The following is a 4,468-nucleotide window of genomic DNA, read 5'->3' as shown; positions in this document are numbered from 1 at the left end:
GTCGCGTGAGCTGGGCATAGCTGCTGTTATCGGCATTCAGCGTCTGGATGTGCTGCGTGCGCTGGACGGCGCGGAAGTGACGGTTGACGGCACGCGCGGGCGCGTATACCGCGGTCTGCTGCCCCTGCATGAGGTCGGCGGCGAAATGGACGTGGCAAAGCTGCCCCCCACCAAGACCAAGGTGGGGCTTGTGCTTGCCGATGTGGGCCAGGCGCTCTTTCTCTCCCGCCTGCGGGACTTTGACCAGTTTGAAGTGGGCCTTTTGCGCGCCGAATTCATGCTGGGCAATATCAGCATTCATCCGCAGGCTCTGGAAGCCTTTGACAAGGGCGAGCTTGAAGGCGTGGTGCATACCAAGCTGAAAGAGCTTGAAGACCGCCTTTCCAAGGTGCTGCGCGAGCAAATGGCCGCAGGCCTCATTGTCTTCAATATCAATCTGCGCGAATACGTGGGCGAGGTCACGGGCCTTTCCGCCGAACTGGCCGCTCTGGCCGACACGGGCAAAAGCCTGAACGCCGAAGATGTGCTTTTGCAGCACCGCAAGATGCGCGAGCTTGACCACAAGATCGACCAGCATATGGAAATGGCCTCGCGCCGCATCGAGGTGCTCAAAACCTCGCCCGATCTGGCCGACCATGTGCGCATCATAATGGGTTACGATGACGAGCTTGCCCTGCAGAACAGCAGTGACCCCGAATCCGGCAAACGCATTGCAGAGATCGAGGCCAGTGTTGAAGCGCATGTGAAACGCATTCAGGACCTGCCCGCCGTCACCCGCCTGATGGAAAACATTGCCCATCTGCGTGAAGAAGTGGGCCTGCGTTCGGGGCTCAAGAAAGAAATGGACGATGTGCGCAATCTGCCGGAAAAAATTCGCGGCATGATCAAGGCGCGTGGCTTCCGCACCGGTAAGGAGCACTATGTGCAAACCCTTGCCCAGAACCTGGCCCTGTTTGCCATGGCCTTCTACGGCAAGCCCATTACCTACCGCACCACGGACTTCAAGAGTAATGAATATCGCAACCTGCTTGGCGGCAACCTCTTCGAGCACTTTGAAGACAACCCCATGCTTGGTTACCGCGGCGTGTCGCGCAATATTCATGACTGGGAAATCGAGGCGTTCAAGCTGGCTCGCGGTGTATACGGCGGGTCCAACCTGCGCATGATGCTGCCCTTTGTGCGCACCCTGGAAGAAGCCCGCTCCATGCGCAGCTACCTTGAGCAGGTTCACAAGCTCAAGAGCGGCCAGGACGGCCTGAAGATCATCCTCATGTCGGAACTGCCTTCAAACGCCATCCTGGCGAAGCAGTTCATTACCGAATTTGATGGATTCTCCATCGGTTCCAACGACATGACGCAGATGGTGCTTGCCACTGACCGCGACAACTCACGCCTTGCGCATATCTATGACGAAGAAGACCCCGCCGTGGTCTGGGCCATTCTGGTGAGCATATTCACCGGCCTGAAGTACGGGAAAAAAGTGGGCTTCTGCGGGCAGGGCGTGTCCAACAGCCTTATTCTGCGCGGCCTGGTCGCCATTGCGGGAATCACGTCCGCCTCTGTGGTTCCCGATACCTACTACCAGACCGTGTTTGATATTGCCGCTGTGGAGGCCGAGAGCATTCCCACCTCCGATCTGGGCAAATGGCTTGGACAGCAGCATCATAAGCGTCTGGCCGAGCTTATGGAAAAGACCGGCTACGGTCATATCCTCAAGAAGTACAAGAATCCGCAGGATATTCAGGAATGGTACGAAGGTGAGTTGCAGCGCCGCCATGAGCAGTTCCGCGAACACCTCGACACGCCCAAGGAAGATTTCTACCGCTCCGAACTGCAGAGCTTCCGCACGGCCTTCCACAAGCCTGTGATCTATGCCACCTGGAACTGGGACGATACGGTGCTGGACGCCCTGCACCATGCTGGTTTCCAGAACTTTGAAGAACAGGCCAAGGCCCTCGCAGCCGCCCGCCTGATCAAAGACTAGCAAACACGAAATAGACAAGGCCAAATGCCTGACAGCAAAACAGCCCGAAATCTTAAAGGTTTCGGGCTGTTTTCACATTCGTAAACTGCTCTGCAAGGATTTTCTTGAAAATCCTTGCCACGAAATGCGAGAAGGCAGGCTTTTGCCTGCCGTAAGCGAGCATTTCAAGTGTTAAATGCTCTAGAGCAGATTAACTTTGAGAATATACATTCTCAAAGTTTAAGGCACGCTCACTTCGGCGTTTAACCGCGCAGATAAACTGCGCTTACGCCTCCGTAGCGAGCGTCTGCTCACGCAGCCGTCCGAGCAATTTAAAAGTTAAATTGCTCTAGACAGTGTCTAGCTTACATAAAGATAGAGGCTGTGCAGCAGGTATTCTTCGTTGCTGTCTGCCGCCAGGGCCAGCAGTTTACGTTTGATGCGGGGCAGCGGCGCAAGGTCGCTGCCAAGAAGCTCAAGGTCCTTGAGCATGCGGGCGACATCATTGGCCGAGGCATTTTTGTTCACATGGCCCCACACATGTTCAGCGGCGTTTCTGGCTTTGCCCGGCTCCGGGTCGCAGGTGAGCGCTTTTTCAATCAGGTCGTAAAACGCATCTGCTGCCGGTTTTTCGTTTTTGAGCAAATGGCGAATGGCGGCATAGGTATTGGGGGTGCGCTCAAGCACAAGGTATTTGTAGCGCGCCCATTCTTCCGTGAGTCTGGTGCGCGGCAGGTTCGGTCGGGTCAGATTTGAACACTTGATTGCAGAGAGGTTTTTATCCTTAACCTCCAGCATGACATCCAGTTCGCGCCCTTCAAGCTGGCCGTGCATCTGCATGAAAGGGCGCATGGCAATGGTCCGGGAATGCATGCCGGGTTTGCCGCCTGCCAGTTGCTGTGAATAGTGAATTTTCTGGCGCCCGCTGCGGCTGTTCCAGGTCGCAGCCGCGCGGTCAAGCCAGTGCAGCATGCGGCCGTGCGGCGGCGGATTGAGTTCGTGATGGAAAATGTCAAAAACGGCAGGCAGGTCAAAGTCGCCGCAGACTGCCAGAACATCTTCAATGGTATAGATGCGCTCGTCATTTTCCAGAGCCAGGCGTTGCAGGATAAACGGGGGCAGGGCGGCCAGATTGTCGCGCAGTCTTTGCAGCGCTGTCTGCCTGTCACCATAGCCGCCGCCAAGGTGCAGGATGATGCGGCATTCCGGCCCGGTTTGCAGGGCATCCAGAAAGGTCGCATGGTAGGCAAGATCGGCCACAGCCTTGCGCACCACATCCTGGCGGGGAGAATTGAGCACAGTGTACTGCCCAGGATGCATTGAAAGGCGCGCGCCGCTCTCGCGCGCAAGGGCGGCCAGTTTTTCAAGCTCCGGGCGCAGTTCGTCCTGCCAGTCAAAATGCACGGCCTCGTGCGAGGCCAGCGGAATGATGTCGGAACTGATGCGCATGAGCGCGATGGACTGCTCGCAGCAGTAATGCAGCATGGTTTCCAGCGCGTTCAGATTGTTTCGGCTGACGGACAGCAGGTTGTTCCGGTCCGCGCGTGACAGGGTAAGGCTGCTTTGTGCTGCCCCGGGCAGTCCAATGGTTTTGCACGCAAAGCCATAGCGTATCATGGCATGCTCCTGTTGCGAAAAAAGCCCCCGCTTGCGCGGGGGCTTTGCTGGTAAGAGACTTTGGGTTTTGGGCTTCGGGAACCGGCTTAGTACATGCCGCCCATGCCGCCCATGCCGCCCATACCGCCCATGTCAGGCATGGCGGCGTCTTTCTTGGGTTCGGGCTTTTCGGCAATGGCGCATTCGGTGGTCAGCAGCAGGGAAGCCACGGAAGCGGCGTTCTGCAGGGCAGTGCGGGTCACCTTTTTGGGGTCGATCACGCCAGCCTTGATCAGGTCTTCGTATTCGCCGGTGGCGGCATTGAAGCCGAAGCCGTCTTTGCCTTCGCGCACTTTTTCAACCACGATGGAGCCTTCAAAGCCGGCATTGAGGGCAATCTGACGCAGGGGCTCTTCAATGGCGCGGCGGATGATGTTCACACCGGCCAGTTCGTCGTCGTCAGCGGGCTTGATGTCGCAAAGCACCTTGGCAACACGGATAAGAGCGGTACCGCCGCCAGGCACAATACCTTCTTCCACGGCAGCGCGGGTGGCATTGAGGGCGTCTTCAACGCGGTCTTTCTTTTCCTTCATTTCCACTTCGGTGGCAGCGCCCACATGCACCACGGCCACGCCGCCCACCAGCTTGGCAAGGCGTTCCTGCAGCTTTTCGCGGTCATAGTCAGAGGTGCTGTCTTCGATCTGGGCGCGGATCTGCTTCACGCGGGCCTTGATGTCTTCGCTCTTGCCGGCGCCGTCCACAACGGTGGTGTTTTCCTTGTCGATCACGATACGCTTGGCGGTACCGAGTTCGGCCAGGGTCATGTTTTCAAGCTTGGAGCCGGTGTCGTCGGAAGCCACCTGGCCGCCGGTGAGTACAGCGATGTCCTGCAGCATGGCCTTGCGGCGG

General features: G+C 57.6%; 3 protein-coding genes. 1 reads left to right on the top strand and 2 read right to left on the bottom strand.

Annotation, left to right across the window (positions count from 1 at the left end; genetic code table 11):
• On the top strand, window positions 1–1,984 hold a 1,984-nt coding region (locus V6C07_RS02915), incomplete at its 5' end, for a putative PEP-binding protein (RefSeq protein WP_333534885.1).
• 339 nt (window positions 1,985–2,323) lie between these two features.
• On the opposite strand, the gene uvsE is transcribed toward V6C07_RS02915, so the two are convergent.
• A complete protein-coding gene (gene uvsE, locus V6C07_RS02910; RefSeq protein WP_333534884.1) occupies window positions 2,324–3,580 on the bottom strand; it encodes a UV DNA damage repair endonuclease UvsE in 1,257 nt (418 codons plus the stop codon).
• A gap of 86 nt (window positions 3,581–3,666) precedes the next feature.
• A partial coding sequence (gene groEL / locus V6C07_RS02905) for a chaperonin GroEL (RefSeq protein WP_333534883.1) occupies window positions 3,667–4,468 on the bottom strand: 802 nt, incomplete at its 5' end.

It is taken from the genome of Desulfovibrio sp. 1214_IL3152 (genome assembly GCF_036763055.1).
GTDB lineage: Bacteria > Desulfobacterota > Desulfovibrionia > Desulfovibrionales > Desulfovibrionaceae > Desulfovibrio.
The sequence above is the reverse complement of the archived record's forward strand: the minus strand, read 5'-3'. Positions and strand labels throughout refer to the sequence as shown.

Bases quoted from the DNA above. Each gene is read 5' to 3' on its own strand.
- uvsE (WP_333534884.1), bottom strand. From the start codon at position 3,580: ATGATACGCTATGGCTTTGCGTGCAAAACCATTGGACTGCCCGGGGCA.